The following is a 19,105-nucleotide window of genomic DNA, read 5'->3' as shown; positions in this document are numbered from 1 at the left end:
GCGGCCAGCGCATTCCCCGTTCGCCGCGACGCAACCACGTCCGTCGCGGTCGGCTTCGCCGAGGTCCGCAGGACCCGAACGGGTGAAGCGCTGGCGTCGAGGGCACATTCACTTTAGCCCGGCAGCCCGCCCGCTACCGCAGGCAGGCAGCCCGGAATGGTCGGTCGCGAGCGACGCGGAGGGCGGAAAGCGGCGAGCGGTGCGAGCCGTAACGGCTCATATCAACAAGGCGACCCCGGAAATGAATGCTGTACCTATAGAATTCGTGCATAGCGCAACTTGAACAATTATACTCAGCCTTGTTTAGACGCGGTGCAGATCACTCGCTACGGACGTTATCCGAACAACGAAACTGATCGAGAGGCGCTCACGGACTGAATCTCATCACCCAACATAGCCACTGACCTGTGTCTTCAGGAGCGTCTAAACAAGGCCATTATACTCTATTCGAATTCGACAACACCTTTCGGACTAATATCAACCAGTTCATTAAAACCAGATTCTTCCTCTACTGGTCCAACTAGCTGGTTTCTGATGATTCGTTGAAGGAGTGTTAAGGCAGCCTCAAAATCATCTCGAAGTTCACTCCAAGTCAGATTATTATCGCCGTGAACTACATATTGGCGAGAATAACTGTAAAAATACGTTGATGATACGGCTCGATCAGACGTTCCTGCGAAGTCGGTAAGGTCATCTGTTTCGACCTCTAACTCATCAACCAGATATTCGATTCTGTCCTGCGTTCTAGATTGTTGCTTAAATAGATCTGAATACCGTTTTGCAAGCAACTCAATCGCACTACATACACTCAAGTAGCGGCCTTCAACGGGCCGTGTCGAATTTAATGCATCCCAGTAGTATCCTAAGACATGTCGAAGTTGAAGTTCGTCTTGGACATAAGAATCATAATTGTCATAAGCTACGTCTAAGTATTGTGGGAATTCATTTCCCCAGACTAACCTTTCTGACTTGAATGCACCACCAATATCTCCTTGTGTAGACCACATTTTTGTAAATCGAATCCCATTATCAACAGTATCAGGGGGCTCTCCATTGATGCTGATTACTTCCCCTCGGACGAAATTTGGCCCCATCCCCTGTACAAATCCTGCTAAGGATAGTACATCACTCAGCTTTTCGCGAGCTTGATCTACTTGATGTGAGATACATCCTGGAATATCTAATGTAACTACAACCTCTGCTGTTCGGAGAAGGGTTTTGTGAGACTTGATGAAATCAATTCGCTCATCTATCTCATTTACTGATGATGCTGTCACCTGCCACGAATCCCGATTTATAAGTTCGATCTCGTCTACTGCATTGTGTGGAATGAATGGCTTGAAACCCAGAACATCGAACTGCACACTAACTTCTTCACCCTCGTAGGACACATACCCACCAGAACCGTCAATCTCTATTTCGGAGGGTGGTGACAGAGAACTAATGTATCGATGACTGGCTTTATTCCTACTTGATTGTAAACCAAGAGAAACTATGACATTAGAAAATTCAACTCCGTCGCCATCTAAGGTTGTTCCTCCAATGGCACCGATGTTTTCTGAGAATTCTGAGGACACACCGAATTGAGGACTATTGATAACCTCCACATCTATATTTCCTGCTTCTGAGAGTGAGACCTCTGCGTGGACATCTTTGTCATAAATATCTAGATTCACCGTTTCTTGAAAATAAGGGGTTGACGCGTCCATTACTGAAGGGACATCCGTACGTCTATTAGTTCTAAGGGACCACGTACGAAAAGCGAGCGACCAGCGGATCGACATCCACTCCACACACGGGAGCGTCCGCTCGCTGGTGTCACGGCGACACCACGGCGGCACCTTGCGGGTCTGTGCGCTATTCGTTGGGCCCCACCGCGACCCCCTCGACGGGGGACCACTGGTGATCGTCCTACTGGAACCGCACGGGCCGTGCCGTCGGCCTGACCGCGGTGTTCGTTGCCTGTTCGAGCAGTGTCTGCGACGCGACGAGGTCGGCGTGCCCCTCGAAGCCACACGGACACCGCAGCGTCTCGCGATGCCGGCGGGTCTGCTCGCGTTCGCCACACTCCGGACACGTCTGGGAGGTCCACGCTTCGGAGAGTGAGGCCACTTCAATTCCGTACTCCTCGCAGACGTTCGCGAGCTGGTCGAGACACTGTCGATGCGCCCAGAACGTGCGCGCTTTGAGATTGGCTTCGACTGACCAGTACTCGCCGAGGACGCCGGTGAGATCGCCGTGGTAGATGGTTTCGACACCGTCGTCGTGGAGCCGCTCGACCAAGTCACGAACGAGCGCGTTCACGGCGTGGTCGCGCCGGCGAGATCGCTTCCCATAGAGCTGTTGGATCCGCGTACTGGTCTGCTGTCCATCCGGCAGCTTCGCTTTGGCGTCGGCGATGCGCTGGGTCGTCTCACGGAACTGCCGGAACGGCTCTTGGCCGCTGTACCAGTACTGGTCGCCGGTCGTCGTCGTACACGCGACGAGGACGTTCGCGCCGATATCGAGCGCTGCGACCGACTCTCCTGTCGGCGTCGTCCGTTCCTCATCTGGGACAGTTACTGACTGGTAGGCCTGGTACGTTTCTTTGACCTCATCGTACGTCAACCGGAGTTGCCCCTGCTCGCCGGTCCACTGTGGATCGCCACGAACCGGAACCCGAAGGCGCTCGTACCGCCCGAAACCGTACTCGTCTTTCAGGTCCCGTCCAATCGGAACCTCTAGACGAGAACGCTCGCCCCACCGGAGAGAGTACATATCCTTCCGAATGAAGGTCCGCAGTTCGCGACCGTCCTCGCGATTCCCCCAGTAACCGGGTGGGTTGGGATCGTGGTCCGACGTCTCGCGGAGTTCGAAGAACGAGCGCCACGCTTGGTCGTTCTGGCGGGCGACTTGTGCGGTCGTCGCGGACCCGATCAGATCGACGTACTCGTCTTTATATCCGTCACAGTCCCAGACGCTCTCTCCGGTAAAGAATCGCTGCCGCCGCTCGTAGGTCAACTCGTTCCAGAGCCTAGCTGACGCATCGAGGAGCCGTCGAAGGATGGTGCCGGCTTGGTTCGACTGGGGCACGATCTCGAAGGAGTTGGTTCGTCTCATCGCTCTGACTCACCCCACATTCGCGGCACGTAACCGAGGTGTTCGATGTCGTCCGCGTAGTCCCGAAGGAGCCCGATTAGGACCATTTCCGGAACACCGTTCTCGGCCTGTTCGACTAACCACTGTTCCAGTTCGACTTCGGCCTCCTCGATTTCATTCAGTTCGACCGCCATCGATCATCGCACCTCCGGCTGTCGATACACCTGTCGCTGCTGGTGGCGTTGCATCTCGAATCACCTGTGCTGTGCAGGCACGACTGAACGCGCCTGCACCCTTTGCAGGCGCTCAAAAACATCACTACACTACGCAATCTGAACCGGGTGTCGTAGAGCAGCGGTTACACTTGTTTTGAAGCGCTAAGTAAAAACGAAACCGCGACGCTGGGCCGCAACCCACTCGAAATCTGTAAAGAATAGCGTGCTGAATACAGAGAGTGAGACTTGTTTAGACGCGGTGGAGATAGGCGTTTCAGGCCCTTTTCCGGACAGCGAAAGCGTACTGAAAGGGACTCATGGACAAATTCTGTTCCCCCAACAGAGCCACTAACCCACCAATTCAGGAGCGTCTAAATATGCCCAGAGAGTGCATTCAGTCAAATGCCGTAATTAGCTCATCCACGCCGTCGCCAAATTTTTGTGAAATATATTGATTTACACCGGCGTCTCGGTGCTCAGCTTGCCAGTCATCGAAGTCAGGCCTTCCACCAATGTAATAGAGTGGTACATCCGACGATGCCAACGGATCCCAAATGTGGTCATCTTGAGCATGAATACCCGCACCAATTATACCAATAGTATTGGCTTCAGATACTGCCTTCCGATACAATTCCTGGAATCGATGAATCACTGGGGGGGAGATCTGAGTGCTTTTATCCGGGCGGTAGAGAGACATGGCCGGATAGAGGGCCTTGTCGCTATGGTAGTATTCGATAACCTCCTCTTTTGAGACACACCTCACACCGGCATCGAATGATACACCTTCGGTAAATGAAATTCCTGATGCCTGGATTGATGCTGGAAGGAAATTACATGAACCATGCGGTTTGATGACGGTACCAGGATTTCCGAGATTCTCGGGGACAGGGTCGACATCAATTCCTGCGGCTTCAATGGCTTCTTCGAGAAGACAATCATAGTTGAGTGAGACAAACACCGTTTCGCCGTTGGTAATAGAATTGTGTAGACTCTCGATTAGAGCCGCATAGTGATTATTTTCTCCAATCGAAAATTCTGCAAAGTATGCCGCCATGGCTTGGTACAGAGGTGCGTGAAGATTCGAATCGGATTCAGACAACGCTACCATCCCTTCTTCAAAGCCCTTCAGAAAATTTTTCCGTATGTGATCGGGCAGGGATCCCCATGACCTTGGAAATTTAGATTCAAGTTGTGTGAATAGATCTCTACCTAAAGGTGGATTATCAGGGTAAACCTCTCCTGCCCCAAAACTCGCACCGGCTCCAACGAGGATCACATTTTTGCCCATATGGGACTCAAAAGGAATCGACTGCTGATAAAAATGGCAGTATACACATATTTAATCACTTCTCGGGCGTAATATTGGTGTATGGGGAATAAATTGCTCTGAGTGAGACCGTCCTATATTCAGCAATTCTACAAAATTTTACCAAATCTTTACTTTTCAGGCCTCTGGAAACCAAGACATGAATCGGCGAGGACCCAAGACATGAATCGGCGAGGACTCTTGATTTCTATTGGTGCTTTCACCGCCCTATCTGGCTGTGCCGGTGTTCCCGGGGACAGTTCTGGGTCTCCTGAATCCTCCACATCGACCACGGGGACAAGCAGCACTACAGAGGCTGAGTCGGTAGAAACAACCGAGGAAACTGATACCCCAGCCCCGGCAGAAATTAACGTACAGAATATCGATGTCAATCCGCCAGAAACGTATCCGGGCGAATCCACGACAATAACTGTCGAATTAGTCAACGACGGAGGATCCACTGGTTCTCGTGATGTCGAATTACTCGTCGATGGAGATCCGTATACAGTAAAATCTGTCCGATTAGAAAGTGGATCTGGTACTCAAGTTCAATTCCAGCTCAGTCTAGACACCCCCGGAACGCACGAATTAGCAGTCGGTGACCAAGCAGTCGACTTTTCAGTACTGTCAGTGACTGAGGTCGGTGGTGTTATTGACAACGATACGCGGTGGTCGGCAAGCGATAGTCCATTCGTAGTCACATCGACGGTGCAGGTCCGGGAGGGCGTGTCATTAACGATTGAACCCGGTGCTACAGTGCTAGCTGGCGATTCACTCGATGACGATTCGATGTTCTTGATGCACGGGGAGATTACCGCGAAGGGGTCGTCGAATAACTCGATCACGTTTGATGGTCGGGATGGGCGGTCAACGTTTTTTGAGGCTGAAAATTCACCCCCGGACGCATTCCTTGATGCTGAGTACTGTACGATTAGGAACGGCGGACCGTTTTGGATGCGTGGTTGGGGAGGATTCCATCTTCGACGGTCTCGGTTAGAAAACGTTGGAGCGTCGTACGTGTGGTATCCGTACCGTGGTTCAACGGCAGAATATGAGACCTCGCGGACTGAAATCCGTGTTGAGTATAACGAATTCATCAACTCTGGTGGTTTTGCTGTGGGCACTGGTGACCGGTACGATGACAAAACGGTCCAGGTTCTTATTCGACATAACGTGTTTGACAGGGGGCGGAGTGCGACATATGGTGGTTTGATTAACAATTGGACTAGTTACGGCTCCTCAGAAACTATTGTTGAGTATAATTCGTTCCTCAATATGACGGATGAGATTGTGTTGAAACTTCCTGAAGGGTACGAAGATGCAGCACTAACGGGGACGAATAACTACTGGGGGACAACGAATACAGATACAATTGAAGGTATGATTTTCGATAGTAACGATAATATCAACTCAGCTGGGGAGATCCCGTTTGAGCCGGTTTTAGAGGAGCCACACCCGGATACACCGTCTTTGTGACGAGAAATTGATCGTATCTACCATCTGCCGTATTAAACACAGTTTGAACATCTTTAGCAGGAATTAAGCCGCTCTCAGTTTGTGTGACCGAGTCAACACGAGTGACGGATGCCGTAACCTTGTAATAAAATCTACTTCCCCCCGGATTCAGTAATTTCTACGATCAAAATAATACCTTGTGAACAGTGCTTCCTCAGCTAGAAGGATATCAGTCGGGGGTGAGCAGCCACGCCGCGCAACCCCCCGCGCTTACCCGCTGGCGCCGAGGGCACATGCACTTTGGCCCGGAACGGGCGCGGGCGGTGCGGAGAGCGCCCGCACGCCCGGAATGGTCAGTCGCGAGCGACGCGGAGGGCGGCAGCGGCGCGCGGGGCGGGCCGCTACGTACACACCTGTTCAACCGGCTACGTCGCTTGATGGACCAACAACAATCCTGGCGGACTCAGAAAGGGCGAGGCCGCCTCGGCCGTCCCCCGACCCCGCAAGCACCGCAGGCACGAGGAGCGCAGCGGCGGTCGCGGGACGTCGAGCGGCCGAGGGCTTTCAAAGACCCTTATGGGTCCGTGTTCAGCTCACTGAGGACCTGCGTTGCGACAGTTCCGATCCGAACGCCATCAAGTGCCGCCACATCGTGATCTGCAGCGGCCGTCCGAAACGGGACGCCGTCGACGAGGACCCGGTGGATGACCGCCCGAACAACTGCGTCCCCGTATCGATCGACAACCGTGGCCATCGTTTTATCGAGATGTGCATCCGGGTGATCCGTTCGCGGGGTAGCCGCACGGTCGAGCAGCCGCTCACAAACCCTGTCGACAGATGCGTGCGCGGGATTACCAGTTCGTTCCTGGATGTCGTACACGGTTGCGTGAGTGGTCATTCCTCGGCCGGTGGTTCGAGATACGTTCCGAGTGCGTCGACGATGGTCTGGACGAACGACTCCTCGAGGCGGCCTTGGCGTCGAACAATCGCGGCGTGCTTTGGCGACGCGACGGCCCACGGCGAGGCGTAGCTCTGCCTGGGCATCCCGCCCTCGACCCAGTTGGCGTCGTCGAGGGGAATCCCCTCGTCGTGGGGCGTCGTCGTGAGTGTGACCGTCATGTACTCCTCGTTACCGAATGGATGCATGTCGTTGTTGAGGATGAGCCACGGACGAGGGTTCTCTCCGGACTTGAACGGGTCCGGCCCCCAGACGACATCCCCGCGCTGATAGCTCATTCAGTCGCCTCGTCCGCGTCGTCGACGGCGTGTTCCAACCACTCGTCCATGTCCTCCTCACCGAAGCGGTCGTTGGCTGCTCGCGTGCTCTCGAGCATACTGGCGTACGCGGCGACGTTATCGACCTCACCGAGCGCCCAGTAGTTGCCCTTGTGCCGGACGAGCCCGCGATCTTCGAGCCGGGAGAGGACGACGCTGATACTCCCCGCTTTGACGTCAGTTGCGTCACGAATCTCGCTCTGCGTGAACGCCTGCTCGGGATGGGTGGCGAGGAATCGCATCACGCGGTCTGCGTTCGTCTCTCCGGAGTGCTGGAGCCGGTCTTCGGGGGAGGATTCGAAGGTCTCGATGTCGATGGGCATATGTATTTCTTTGTCGGTGAGTGTATTAGGCGTATCGACGTATTTCAACGTGATGGTGGTTGCGGCCATCGGGTGAGAAGCCAACTACTGCTCAACAAGATGCTCCTCGAGATCTCGTGTCCAGTACGTCGCAAGCCCGCCCGGATTACAGCGGGCGCACAGCTGAATCGGGCCTTCAAGATGCCCCAGTTCGACCCGGAACCGGGTGAGTGCCGCGAGCGTGTCGACGACCAGCCCACAGCCGTCACAGGCGACGTGATCGCGCTCGTCAGGATCCGGCTCCGTCTGAATCGCGCAGTCGACACAGATCGGGTGAGTGACCCGCTCGTCTTGCCCCCAGGTGTGGGCCTCGCCAGGCTCGGTACCGGACGGGGCATCACAGAACGCACAGCCGACGAGGGTCTGCTGCATCACTCGCCCTCCCCGTCGGCGTCGCGGCCGGCCGCCCAGCCACGGTGGAAGACGGCCAGCTGCGTCGATGAGTCGAACGTGGTGCCGCTCGGCTCGTGAACCAGAACGTGGTCCTCGGGAACCGGAGTGACGACGGCCGCGTCGATGAGGTCCTTGACCAGGTTCTGGGCAGTCGGGTCGTCGACGTCCGCCGTGTCGACGCCGGCGGCGTCACGGTCCTGGGCCAGCAGTTCTTTCTCGGACTGTTCGTAGTCGCGACTCGTGTCGTCGTGCGGATCGGGACCAAGCATGGTGAGTCACGCAGCGCACGCTGTTGCGCGCTGCACGCCTCCTGGCGCCGACAAACAGTTCATGGCGTACAGATTCGGCACCTCCTCGGATCGCCCGTCCGCCAGGATACACTCACTCGAGGTACAGGGCGGTGGGTGGGGGCGAGGGAGTGGATCCAGCCCCAGAGTTAACCAACACTGTGTCGGTATCGGTTCGGAATGTTGGTTAAGTTTAGCCGCTACGGCGTTCGGAGCTCTCGAACTGGCTTCACGACGAAGGTATCTGGCTCGCTGGCTGCTTCTTCATCTGCCTGTTCAGCCGGTCGCGTGAGCTGAGTGATGAGCTCGTCGCGAACTGTTCGTCGGGAAATGGTGGTCTCGTGCCAGCCCAGCCGGTCGTCAAAATACCGCTTTTGGAACTGCTCGCCGACGTCGTCGCCGGCGACGTACTGCGTCCGAGTCGAGCGCCCAACCTGCCGGGAGATGAAGACGGCGCCCACGGCCTCGTGAGTGAGCTCGACGAGAGCACACTCCACGAGCGCGACGACTGACGTGTGATCCCGGTCGGTCGGAACCGTTACTTCGATGTCTTCCCACGGTGCTTGACCGTCGGGGGTAGTTCCTGCCTGATGCGCTGCTCGTGTCTTGCTGCGTTGTTCCGAAGCCATCGTCTATCGGGGGCACGTGATGCGCCCCGCCACCCCCTCGCGGGGGCGACAGACACCACCGACTCACACCCGGTCAACCTGTGCGCGAAATCTGATAGATTACTGAATCCAAACTCTGGATGACGGCCCCTTGGCCTGAGAGAGCCCGCGGCCTTCGCACATTGCATATCGCCTCTTTCTTTGGACGAAATCCGCGATATGCAAGACGATATGACGGCCTCAAATCTAAGAAGAACCCCGTCGGGCCGATTTGAGGCGGTAGAAAATACCTCGACGAGTTCGGGAGTGGTACTGGAGTCCCAAAATTTGCTCGACGAGGGGGTAATGAAGGTGATTTCGGACGTATTTAAATTTCATCGGGCCGCTGCTTCACCTGTTCAGTGTCTCTCGAGGCTCCCCGGCTCGGTACTTCGAATCATGAAACACCCCGATTCCCTCGATTTCGGTTGTGTTAGCCGCTGAAAATTGCTCGACGGGGATTCTGAAAAGACTGGCTTTGGTCTGCAACACGAACCTCGAAAATCTGAGGGGAAGTCTATTCCTTAGAACTGCTCTGAGGGACCAGCTGATCCCTCGTCGACTTGCTCGTACATCTCATCCGGGAACGGGAGGCTGCCCCAGATCGAGTAGGGACATTGGTCCTGGCCGATACAGTACCGTTGTATATCGTCGTTATCGCAGTTCATCGGCAACGGCGTGTCCCCGCCGATCGTGTTCGAGAACTCGTAGCGGACTTGGTACTCGGTCTCCTGCTCGTCGTACCACGGCCACCGGGAGAAGACGTCCTTGAGGTCCGCGACGATCTCGTTGAGGCTGCTGTCTTGGTACTGCGGCAGCCACATCACCATCCGCGCGAAGTTGTAGAGGTCCTTCCGCACCGGCTTCTTCTCGTGTAGCCGCTCCTCCATATTCGCCATACAGGGGAGTTCGAAGAGATCCTCGATCTCTCGCACTTCGATCTGCTCGGCGCCGGTCCCGGCTCGCCCGATTCTGTACGTATTGACGCGCCCGTCGCGGTCGATCGTGACGGCCGAGTGGGACTCGTGGTCGGCCAGCGTCTTCGCGAGACTGCTCGGACTCGAGATCCAATCCGTCACGGACGATTCCCACTCGTCCTCCGCATCGTACGCCGTAACCGCTCGATAGAGCTCTTTCGCCGTGTGGAACTCACCCTTTTGTGCCACGTCGTCGGGCGCGTCACTCAGGGCCCGCCGGAGGACGCGAATCGTCCGTTCCCCACGGTCCCAGTTCCGCCAGATACGCTCGTGATGGCCGGTCTCGAGGAAGCGGTCGATCCGCTCCGTGATCGCCGACTCGTTCGTGGTCAGCCACGATAGCTGGTCGTCGGAGAGCCCGTCTTCTTGCACCCGCAGGAGCTTCTTGAACGCCCGCTCAGCGTAGTCCCGATACTTGCTGTCGAAATCACCGACCGGGACGTACAGGTTGTTGTCCTTCACTTGCGTCAGTATCTCTCCGCCATCGTCATTCCCTGTCGACGACTCGTCCTCCCGAACGAGGCATTTGCGTGACGCCGCCGCCATCGGGATTTCGAGGTAGAGGCCATCCCCGAACTCCGGCATCTCCGTGATGCCCGTACAGACCCGACCCGGATGTGGGCCATCCTCACCGGGCTCCTTGCTGTACAGCACGTCGGCGATGTCCTGTTGGAGTGACCCATCGCCGTGGGCGCGGATGAGGGAGGCGAGATTGTTGACGTACAGCTCTCGGATGTCGTAGAGCACCTGGATGTTCCGGGGCGACGCGTGCTCGAACTTCGGGTGTTCCTTCACACAGATCGCACTCAACGTCGCGAGCACGGCGAGCGTTCCCGGTTTGTCGACGAACGGCTCGTCGACTGCGTCGGCGCGAACCTGTTCTTTGAACGCCGCTGTGCCGAACCGTTCGATGTCGTTCAGGAGATCTTCGGGTTGGTCCTCGCCGTCGACGACGTATCGATTGTAACCACGCGTAAACAGTTGGTTGATGCGTGTCTCTCCGTACTCCAGCGGGAGCGCTGCGACCCGATACGCCATGTCCTCGTCGTCGGTTGGTGTACTCGGACTCATCCGTCGATCACCTCGGGTGTGGCAGATCGCACGTCGAACGCCGGGCTCTCGATGGGTTGGACGATGCTACAAACGTCGGCGTGAAGTGAGTAGGGCAGGCGGGCGACCCGCCGGCGGTCGGCCGTCACGACGGGGTCGATCGGGATGTCGTACGTCTCGAGGAGGAGGTCGTTCAACACCTCGCGACTCTGCTCGTCGTATCGGTGCGCCGGGTCGGTATCCAGCAGGTAGACGTGGACTCCCTGCCCGCTGTAGAGGACCATCGTCTCCTTGGCGTCGAAATCGTCCTCGAAGATATCCCTCAGCTCGAACCCGTACTCGATGGCGCGGTCGATGTCTTCGAAGGCGTACGGATACCCCTCGGGAGCGGCGTCGAGGATACCCGCAGCATCGAGAAGCGCATCGTCGTCCTGATCCTCGACGTCCGCCGACACCAGCTCCTCCGCTCTGTCTCGGGCGATCTCTTTCGCGTCGATGTCGACGAGGAGGACCCAGGGTCGTTCCCAGTGATCCAGTGCGTAGTAGACGGCGTCGGGCTGTGGGTCCGGTTGCTCCAGTACCTCCGGATCAGCGAGTGCGAACTCGCTCCGCCCCAGCGGGTCGTTGCGGGCTGGATGCCGAATGAACTCGACAACGTCCTCGAAGTCGTCGAATTCGGGCGTCGTTCGGTCGCCCGACGCATCTGTTTGCCACGTATCCCGCCGGATGAAGTCCTTGTCCGGCACCTCGTCTTTGCGAACCGGGTGGGACTCCCGGAAGGCGATAGCGTACTGTTTCGGGCCGGTCGCCGTGATGAATTCCGGCAGGTCGTCCAGATAGCGGGGGAACTCCTCGGCATAGTAGGCGTAAATCTCCTCGCGGGTCGCCTGTCGCCAGGTCATTGGTTGAGTTCCTGATCGAGATTTTTGAAGCCCCGAACGGTGGTCAGGCCCGCAGCATCGAAGTCGTCGACGGCGTCTCTGATGGTCGCGAACGACCGTGCCGCCCGCCCGCTGACCCGCTCGTCGATTCGATCTGCGTCGGCAAGGCTCTCCAGGACATTGAGCGCCGTCTCGCGATTGTTGAAGGCCCAGATCGCGTCGGCATCCACCGCACTGAGTTTGTCGTAATCCTCGACTGGGGCGTGCCGATTGTTACTCGCGAGCTCTGCTTCGCCGGCCCAGACGAGATCGCCGTCCTCGTCGATGCCGGCCACGTCCAGTACGGTGCCATCGTCGGTTTCGTAGTACGGTTCCACGCGAACCACGTCCTCCCGCTGCTGGAGCCAGAGCTCGAGGAGCCGGACGCCAACCTTGTGTGGCGTTTTCTCGCCGAGATCGCCCGCTCCTGGCCCCGCCTTCAATTCTCTCCCGAGGAGGTCTCGACCGTCCGGGGGGACGGTGTAGTACTTGCGCCCCGCCGCGGAGTCCGCGTCCAGGAGGTCCTGCTCCGTGAGCCGCTCCACATGGAGGTCGTCGTATTCGTCCCGAAGCTGGCTCATCCTGTCCAGTAGCGTGTACTCGTTGTCCTCTCGGTTCATCACGTCGAGGACCCGATTCAGGAACTGGACATCGTCTCGACTGAGCCCGCGTTGTTGGAGTTCGTCATCGGGGACGGGTACGCTGCTTTCCTGAACGGGTGTTGCCCCGTTCTCCGGCCCCGCTGCTTGGTCAGCAGCTGACTCCTCGTCCGTCTCGGTAGTCTGTCCGAACAGGGGACTCATCTCGGACTCGTCTGCATCTGGGTCGCTGTCCGTTGCGGGCTGGGTGGTCGACGTCGACGCGTCCTCGGTCGTCGATTCGCTGATAAACGCGGATTGCGTCGGGTCGGTCGCTGCATCGCCGTCGGCAGCCGAGCCCGTCGTTTCGGCCCCCGAACTCCCCCAGCCAGTCTCCTCTGGGGCAGTGCTCGACTCAGTTGGCTCTGTCAGCCCGTACTGGGCCTGTGTCCGTTCGACCATCCGTGGCCGGGACACGGACTCGAAATGGTCTTCCTGGGGCTGAGTGAGCGGCTGGTCGCTTTCTGGATGCCCCGGCGCAATCGGGAGCGGCTTGAGCGAGAACGGTGGCGGCCCAGTCTCCCCGAACGAGGGGCTCGGGAGCTGGGCGATCCACTCACCGCTCGGGAGCGTGTTGATTCGGTTGCGAAGTTCGGTCGGACTGAGGTCCTCGTGGGCGAGCGACTCCGCGAGATCGCGTTCAATCGAGATGTTGCCGATGAGCTTCGTCTTGATGTTGTTGAGTACCTCGTCGTAGGCCCGCTCGTTCCGGTTCCGCACCTGCTCAGGGAACTGCATCACGAGGCCCATACTCAGCCCGAACGACCGACCCTGCGGCAGCAACTGTTCGGACACGAGCTTCGTCGACGCGACCGGTGCCGCCTCCTCGATGATGAGGTTCGTGAGCTTCTCGTAATCGGTCTGGCCGTCCCGCCGGCGCACCTGCACGGCGTCCCAGAGGTTGCTCAACAACAGGAGTGTGATCGCTCGCTGTGCCTCCGGCCGAAGGTCGCCGAGGTCGAAGATGATGGTGGCGTCTTCATCGAGGAATTCGCGGAAGTCGAAGCGGTTGTCGACGTACTCGTCGGCGTCATTCTGCTCGGGGACGTGGCTGAAGATCCGCCGGAGATGCGCGTCCTCTTTGAGCTTGTCGAGGCGGTTCCCGACGGCGTCCATCGAGACCTGGAACTGGTGGTTGTCCTTCGCGAAGTGGCGCGTCAGCGATTCCTCGATGTTCTGGTTGTCCGCTGAGACTGGAGGAATCGTCTGGTCGCGCTGCATCCGGAGCGCGGCGGCGAAGAGGTCGTCCAGCCCGAACACGTCGCTCCCGTACTCCTCGTCGAACAGCGCCTTGATCAGGTAGCTGAGGATCTCGTTCGCGACAAACGCCTGGCCGTACTGCTCGCGGCCCATAATCATCCGGAGAATGTCGTGGAAGTGGTCGACCTTGTCCTGAATCGCGTCCTCGCGGTTCCGACCCGCTTCGAGCGCAGGGCGGATGTCGAAGAAGGAGAACGCGGGGATGGTCTCCGGGACGCGGAAGTGGTAGACGTCGTCGAGGCCCCCAAATCGTTCGTAGTGGCAGCGCAGGCAGTTCTCACACATCCCGTCTCCCTTCGGGTCGACGAGGACGACGGGGCCACCCGTCGACTCGCGAAGCGAAAGGGCGTCGTTGATGATGGCCTTCGACTTCCCGCCGCCCGTCGACGCGAACCGGCCGTAATGCGTCGGCAACAGGTCCGGCGGGATCCGGATCGGGTCGGGTCGTGGCTCGCCGTTCTCGTCGAGTGCGTAGCCGATGGCCATCCCGTCCTGGAACTGCTGGATCAGATCCGGATTCGGCCACGGGAGCGGGTTCCGACTCTGCTGTTCGGCTCTGGTTCCCCGCGTCCCCTCGACGGTCAGCTGTTCGGAGGAGGGGACGAGGACGAAGTTCGCGAGCTCCGTTCCACAGAGGACCAGCTCGGGGCGGGTCTTCCCCCGGCCCGTCGTCAACTCGCGATTGAGGAGGCGCTGGAGAGCGGCCCGTGCCTTCTTCTCCTTCGTTTTCTCACGGAAGCCGCTGTCCCGGAGGCGTTGCCCCTCGACCTCGTAGAACGGTCCATCAAGCGGGTCGAACACGGGGAGGAGCGAGTCCATCCGGCCATCGAGGTCGTCGCGGGTTTCGTCGGTGGGGACGCCGACGGCCCGGATGTTGACCGTGAACGACCGTTTGGCGTTCTTCGCGTCGATGTACTCGATGCGCTTCTTGACGGCCTCGCTGAGCTGCCGGTCGTCCTGGTCGCTCCGTTGCTCCTCGACCTCGAGCAACGACCCGACGACTTCCTGGAAGAACGTATCCCGGCCGTCGACGAGGTCCTCTTTCCGTACCTCCGAGTCGGACTGCCAGCTAGCACGCCGTTGGAAGACGACTTGGAACGCGGTCGGCGCTGTCGCCTCCATCAAGTGGTCGATCAGCGACGCCAGCGCCGCGCCGGGCTCGTCGACGGACGAGAGATCGCCGTTCGTTTCCTCTGCCGTGAACGGCGTCAGCGAGGTCATCCAGTCCTGCTTCCGCGACGCGGAGCCACACCACCGGACCCCGAGCGGCGAGACGGCGTCTTGGGCCGGGCGAGCCAGGATCGTTCCCGCCGGTGTCATCGTCGGCTTCTCGATGGCCCGTCGCTCTTCCTCGTCGTCTGGAAGTGCATCGGGCGGCGCTAGTTCCAGGGCTGAGTCCCCAACAGTCACGTGATGATCGGGGACGCTCGTGGCTGCTGTACCGCCGTCGACAATGGGGTCTGCTTCGGATGACTCGGCGTCCGCTGGTTCCTCGTCGACGATGTCGTACTGTTCTGCCGGGCCAAATTCGTACTGCAGCCGCCCGGCCTCGTAGTGGTCGACGAACTCCTGCGGTGTGAACTCGCTTGGTTGAATGAGCCGGGCGGCGACGTCGACGTCGACGCGCTCGATGTCGAACGTGGCCGGATAGATGGAGCGGAGGCGCTTCTCAAGCGTATCGAGATGAGCATCCGCCCCGTAGAAGAACTCTACCGGGTCGTCCGGACCATCACTGATTGCGAGGAACTCGAATCGGGGTGGTGTCTCACTGTGGAGTGGGTTCAGCTTCGCCCCGAGGCCCGACGACCCGGGCGTGGTCAGCTTGTGGAGACTTTCGAGGACGCGGGAGATGCTCTCCGGGTCAAGTCGCTCGGATGTCGGTGTGACGCGCAGGTACTCAGCCATCGTTGGTCTCCTCCGTTGACCCGCCGTCTGGCTCAGCTTCGACGGCGTCTGATTCCTCGTTCAGTTCGCTCGTTTCGTTCGTTCCGGTCGTTGCTCGGTGTTCGAGCTCTTCCTGGAACTCCTCCATCTCGGTATCGACAGCGTCGTCGCCGGCGCCGGGCAGTGAGGATCGGACCTGTGAGGTCGGGTCGAAGTCGATGACCTGCTTCTCCTTGGGCATCGCTTTGACCTGAATGCCGCGCCACTCGCCGTCGACGCCTACCAGCGCCTCGGAGAAGCCGGCGTCCTCGTTGCCGGGCACGGCGTCCTGGACGAACCGCATCTGCGCGTAGTTCAACCCGAACTCGTCGGCCCACTCCTCGTCCATCCCGTCGAGGCGGTGGAACTGCTTGACCGCACACTGATCCAGAATCGCCTCGCTTTCGGCGTGCTCGAAGAACTCGTCAACGGTCTGCGTGACCAGCCGGATCGAGAGATCGTGATGGCGGTGGTGCCGGAACACCGTTTCGAGGAACGCCAAACTCGCGGCGTCCTGCATGATGTACCGCGCCTCGTCAATGTAGAACACGACCTCCTTCTCCGAGACTTTCGCCCGCTCGTACACCAGCGAGATCAGCAGCTGCATCGTCAGCGCCGTGCTGCTGTCGACGCTGCCCTCCTGCTGAGCGAGGTCGAGGTAGATGACCTTCTCGTCGCGAATGTCGAAGTCGGACTCTTGGCCGAGGTTGGCGTGCCGACCGTCGTCCTCGAAGGGGCGGAGCTGGTCGAGGAGCCACGTCGCGTCCTCCTTGATCTTCCCGGCCTCCTCGTCGGACCGGACGACGAACTCCTCAGGGTCGTTGACCATGTCCTCGAAGACGTCCATCATATCCTGAATCGTCGGGCTCGGGTTGTCGTGCGTCGAGATGTCGTCGGTAATCCCGTTGCGCTTGTACGCCCGCTTGAGCCCGAGTTCCAGCGTCGTCCGGCGGTCGCCCAGCGAGATGCCCCGCAGCGCGAAGAAGTTGGTGAGGAAGCTCATCGCGTCGTCGAGCTTCTCGTTGAACGGGCTCGCGTCCTCGCCCATCGCCCGCTGGACGTGCTCGGGCGTCTCCCGAATCTCCAAGGGGTTCAGCCCGAGTGTCCCGCCGACAGTGATGCGTTTGGCGTCGAGGGCTTCGGCGACGCCGGCCCAGTTGTTCAACGGCTCGAGGATGATGCCGATACGGTCCTTGCTCTGCTCGATGGAGCGGATAAAGTTCTGCTTCGAACTGAACGACTTCCCCGAGCCGGTGTCGCCGACGGTGAACATCGCGTACCCGTTGTCCCGCGCGAACGGGTCGATGACCACGGGGCTCTGGTTGTCCTTGTGAATCCCGAACTCTACCCCGCCTTCCTCGAGAATCGTCGCGTTGTGCGGCGAGGACAGCAACGCGCCGACGGCGCCGCCGAGCGCAATCGACGTCCGCCCGAACTCGTTGTCGCCGATGGGCGCGGCGGACTGGAGGGCGAGATCCTGCCGACAGATCGCCGTCTTTGGCGTGAGGTTCGCCGGGTCGTCACGGAGCGCGCTCTTGACCTTCTGGACGGCGTCCCGGAGGTCCTCCTTCTCGTCGGCCCGGACCGTGATGAACATCCCCTGGTCGAAGACGTTCGCGCCATTCTCGACGGCCTTGTACGTCGCTGCGGCCTCGTTGGCGCGTTCCTGTAGGTAGGCACTCCGGACGCTCTGTTCGAGATCAGCATCCACCTGAAGGTCGTCAGCGATATCCTGCAGTTCGTTCCGGGCCCGCTCCTGATTCTTCGGCGTGATGTGGGCCGTCAGGTCGAACTGTACGTCGGTCATCTCGAAGAGCTCGGAGAGGTAGCCGTCGTTGGGGTAGTCCGGGTAATCAGCGATGTACAGCGTCGTCGTCCACTGCTCGCCGACCCGTGCTGCGCGCGTCTCCCACTCGATCGCCGCCGGCGCCGTCACCGTCTTGTGTGACTCGGCGATGTCGTCGAGAAGTTGGCGTTCGGCCGCGCCCTGTTCGATGGTCTCCTCGTCGAGGAGGTCCGAGAACTCGACCTCTTCCTCGTCGTCTTCGGTGTACCAGCCCCAGAGGAATTTCCCGCCGAACCCGACCAGTACCGCGAGCAGGATGTAGAGAGCCGCACCTTCAGCTGAGGTTGGGTTCGTAAACCACTCCGTGAGCTGGCCGACGGCTCCGCTGCCCGTCTGGAGGACGAGGTTACGCATCGTGGTCATCCTCCCGGCACGAGTGGCCGATGATGGGTTGTTCGCGAACGACGCTCTCTGCGTCGTCGTACTCGTGTTCGCGGCCGTTCCAGAAGTCCATATTCAACACGAAGAGTTCGACCGTGCTGAGCCGGCGTGCGGACCACCCGGATGCCTGCTGGATGAACTCCGACCGCACATCGTTGACCCGGCTATCCAGCTTCTCGAACATCTGTGCGCGGCGCTCGACGTCGGTGAGGTCCTCGCGGCGGGTCACGAACGGGTTGAACAGGAACCCGATGACGGGGAACTGGGTGAGCTTCTCGGCCGGTGTGCCCTCGTCCCGGAAGCGGTCGTAGACCTCTAGTGGGCTGACCTCGACGCCGATGTAGTACCGCACCTGCTGGATACCGCGTTCGCGCATCTCCTTCGGCCGGGTCTCTCGGTACTCCTCGAGGAGTTCCCGGAAGATCGGATTTTCTTTGACGTCCTCGTCGTTCAGGCGGTCTTCGATGTTCTCGGTGATCTGTTCGACCGGGAACGAGCGGGTCGTGGCGTGGAGTTTGAGTTTCGAATCCAGTTCCTTGTTGGCGAACTCTTCGCCGGCGTCCTGGAGCTGTGCCCAGTTGTCGGACATCGCGAAGTCCATGTTGCCGGGGTCGATCTCGATGAACGCCTCCATCGTGCCGTCCGCGCGCTGGATCGCGCCAGCGCCCGGCCACGCCCGCTCGATATTCGTGAGGTCCTGCGTCCGCTCGTCGGGCTTGAATGGCGTGTAGTTCGCGAGCCCACCCTCGTTGCGCTCTGTCTCATTGGTACTACTGTCGGCTTCCTCCGGGGCGCTGAACGTGATCAGGGGGCGCTTGACGTAGCGATAGACGTCTTTCGTCCACGTCCACGCGTTGAGGTGGTCGGGCGAGACGTAGACGATCGCGACGCCAAACCCGAACCCACCTGCGACGAACGGCAGGGCGAGTGATTCGATGCCGGTGAGGCCGGCGATGAACAGGCCGACGATCGGGAAGGCGATCAGGACGCCGACGTCGCCTTCCTCGATGTTGAGGTAGGGGATGCGACTCTCCTCACCGAACTGGTCCATGATGCGCCGTGCGGCTGCGTCTTCGTCGATGGACATGGATT

General features: G+C 59.3%; 15 protein-coding genes and 1 pseudogene. 1 reads left to right on the top strand and 15 read right to left on the bottom strand.

Features of this window, described 5'->3' with window-relative positions:
• Positions 1–443: 443 nt before the first annotated feature.
• From NAF06_RS15145 to NAF06_RS15130, 4 genes and pseudogenes are all read right to left on the bottom strand, one after another.
• Positions 444–1,709, bottom strand: coding sequence for a hypothetical protein (locus tag NAF06_RS15145; RefSeq protein ID WP_152418715.1), 1,266 nt, complete (start codon positions 1,707–1,709; stop codon positions 444–446).
• A 205-nt stretch (positions 1,710–1,914) separates the two neighbouring features.
• Positions 1,915–3,099 (bottom strand): annotated as a pseudogene (locus NAF06_RS15140) (RNA-guided endonuclease InsQ/TnpB family protein); the annotation flags it as partial.
• Entirely contained in the window at positions 3,096–3,272 is a 177-nt protein-coding gene (locus tag NAF06_RS15135) for a hypothetical protein (RefSeq protein ID WP_008580538.1), read from the bottom strand. The pseudogene NAF06_RS15140 and the gene NAF06_RS15135, both read right to left, overlap by 4 nt.
• 415 nt (positions 3,273–3,687) lie before the next feature.
• Complete coding sequence (locus NAF06_RS15130) at positions 3,688–4,581, bottom strand: SIR2 family protein (RefSeq protein WP_152418714.1); 894 nt, start codon at positions 4,579–4,581, stop codon at positions 3,688–3,690.
• Positions 4,582–4,782: 201 nt separating this feature from the next.
• Here NAF06_RS15130 and NAF06_RS15125 point away from each other — a divergent pair, with 201 nt between their 5' ends.
• The gene (locus tag NAF06_RS15125) at positions 4,783–6,075 is read left to right on the top strand and encodes a CARDB domain-containing protein (protein WP_152418713.1); all 1,293 of its coding nucleotides are present in this window, start codon (positions 4,783–4,785) and stop codon (positions 6,073–6,075) included.
• A gap of 553 nt (positions 6,076–6,628) precedes the next feature.
• Here NAF06_RS15125 and NAF06_RS15605 read toward each other — a convergent pair.
• The 11 genes from NAF06_RS15605 to NAF06_RS15070 all read right to left on the bottom strand — a co-directional run bounded on the left by NAF06_RS15605 (position 6,629) and on the right by NAF06_RS15070 (position 19,100).
• Positions 6,629–6,952, bottom strand: coding sequence for a DUF8158 family protein (locus NAF06_RS15605; RefSeq protein ID WP_080507121.1), 324 nt, complete (start codon positions 6,950–6,952; stop codon positions 6,629–6,631).
• Positions 6,949–7,290, bottom strand: coding sequence for a type II toxin-antitoxin system PemK/MazF family toxin (locus NAF06_RS15115; RefSeq protein ID WP_008580535.1), 342 nt, complete (start codon positions 7,288–7,290; stop codon positions 6,949–6,951). The genes NAF06_RS15605 and NAF06_RS15115 overlap by 4 nt, the downstream gene beginning before the upstream one ends.
• On the bottom strand, positions 7,287–7,652 hold the full coding sequence (locus tag NAF06_RS15110; RefSeq protein WP_008580534.1) for a MarR family transcriptional regulator: 366 nt from the start codon (positions 7,650–7,652) through the stop codon (positions 7,287–7,289). Before NAF06_RS15110 ends, NAF06_RS15115 begins: the two co-directional genes overlap by 4 nt.
• Positions 7,653–7,736: 84 nt before the next feature.
• The gene (locus NAF06_RS15105; protein WP_008580532.1) at positions 7,737–8,063 is read right to left on the bottom strand and encodes a DUF7558 family protein; all 327 of its coding nucleotides are present in this window, start codon (positions 8,061–8,063) and stop codon (positions 7,737–7,739) included.
• Complete coding sequence (locus tag NAF06_RS15100; protein ID WP_008580530.1) at positions 8,063–8,353, bottom strand: DUF8069 family protein; 291 nt, start codon at positions 8,351–8,353, stop codon at positions 8,063–8,065. The genes NAF06_RS15105 and NAF06_RS15100 overlap by 1 nt, the downstream gene beginning before the upstream one ends.
• A 218-nt stretch (positions 8,354–8,571) precedes the next feature.
• Positions 8,572–9,000 carry a DUF8030 family protein gene (locus NAF06_RS15095; RefSeq protein ID WP_008580527.1) on the bottom strand — a complete coding sequence of 143 codons (429 nt, stop codon included), beginning with the start codon at positions 8,998–9,000 and terminating at the stop codon, positions 8,572–8,574.
• Between the two features lie 542 nt (positions 9,001–9,542).
• Positions 9,543–11,066, bottom strand: a complete 1,524-nt coding sequence (locus tag NAF06_RS15090) for a primase-associated protein (RefSeq protein WP_049908466.1) — start codon at positions 11,064–11,066, stop codon at positions 9,543–9,545.
• The gene (locus NAF06_RS15085) at positions 11,063–11,947 is read right to left on the bottom strand and encodes a bifunctional DNA primase/polymerase (protein WP_008580523.1); all 885 of its coding nucleotides are present in this window, start codon (positions 11,945–11,947) and stop codon (positions 11,063–11,065) included. Before NAF06_RS15085 ends, NAF06_RS15090 begins: the two co-directional genes overlap by 4 nt.
• Positions 11,944–15,768, bottom strand: coding sequence for a hypothetical protein (locus NAF06_RS15080; protein WP_008580521.1), 3,825 nt, complete (start codon positions 15,766–15,768; stop codon positions 11,944–11,946). Before NAF06_RS15080 ends, NAF06_RS15085 begins: the two co-directional genes overlap by 4 nt.
• Entirely contained in the window at positions 15,761–17,995 is a 2,235-nt protein-coding gene (locus tag NAF06_RS15075) for a VirB4 family type IV secretion system protein (RefSeq protein WP_008580518.1), read from the bottom strand. The genes NAF06_RS15080 and NAF06_RS15075 overlap by 8 nt, the downstream gene beginning before the upstream one ends.
• Positions 17,979–19,100 carry a TraC-like domain-containing protein gene (locus NAF06_RS15070; protein ID WP_008580516.1) on the bottom strand — a complete coding sequence of 374 codons (1,122 nt, stop codon included), beginning with the start codon at positions 19,098–19,100 and terminating at the stop codon, positions 17,979–17,981. The genes NAF06_RS15075 and NAF06_RS15070 overlap by 17 nt, the downstream gene beginning before the upstream one ends.
• Positions 19,101–19,105 lie beyond the last annotated feature (5 nt).

The sequence above is a fragment of the Halorubrum hochsteinianum genome, from assembly GCF_023702125.1.
GTDB lineage: Archaea > Halobacteriota > Halobacteria > Halobacteriales > Haloferacaceae > Halorubrum > Halorubrum hochsteinianum.
Note: the sequence above shows the minus strand (reverse complement) of the source record. Positions and strands in the feature narration are given on the sequence as shown.